Origin of the sequence: Rahnella sp. CFA14(1/10), assembly GCF_004195095.1 — a bacterium.
In the GTDB taxonomy this organism is placed as follows: Bacteria; Pseudomonadota; Gammaproteobacteria; order Enterobacterales; family Enterobacteriaceae; genus Rahnella; species Rahnella perminowiae.
Map to the genome: position 1 here is coordinate 1 of NZ_SEWS01000040.1, position 458 is coordinate 458.

Here is a 458-nt window from a genome sequence, read left to right on the forward strand (position 1 = left end):
CCGCACAGGGCGGTTCATTTAGAACGCCTAACCTGTTTTCTGGTTCGGATAGTGAACCGCGATCCATCCATCTCTCAGTGAATACAATCCTGCTTTCTTAAGATACTCATTACTCAGCGCTTGCTTTATCCCTGGTGTTTTCGAGCTTCGCCATAGACGCCAGTAGCACATACGTACTCGACGACGGATCCAGTGGTCTAAATCGACACACTCTTGGTAAGCGTTGGCTATGCCAAAGTAGTTGATCCAGCCTTGCATGTATTGCCGCACTTTAAACAATTGATAGCTCATGCTCACGCCCCAATTACGGTTTGTCAGTCGTCTTAACTTTTGTTTGAAGATGTGCAGTGTATTGACATGCCACTGGATCTTTCCGCGGTTAAAGGTAAACCCTAGGAACTTGCTTTGGCCTACCTTAACCACTTGGCTTTTCTGTTCGTTAACAACCAGTTTTAGCT

Annotated in this window: 1 protein-coding gene; it reads right to left on the bottom strand. The window is 46.1% G+C overall.

Annotation, left to right across the window (positions count from 1 at the left end):
* Positions 1-27: 27 nt before the first annotated feature.
* On the bottom strand, positions 28-458 hold a 431-nt coding region (locus EVX52_RS25145), incomplete at its 5' end, for a group II intron maturase-specific domain-containing protein (protein WP_305000533.1).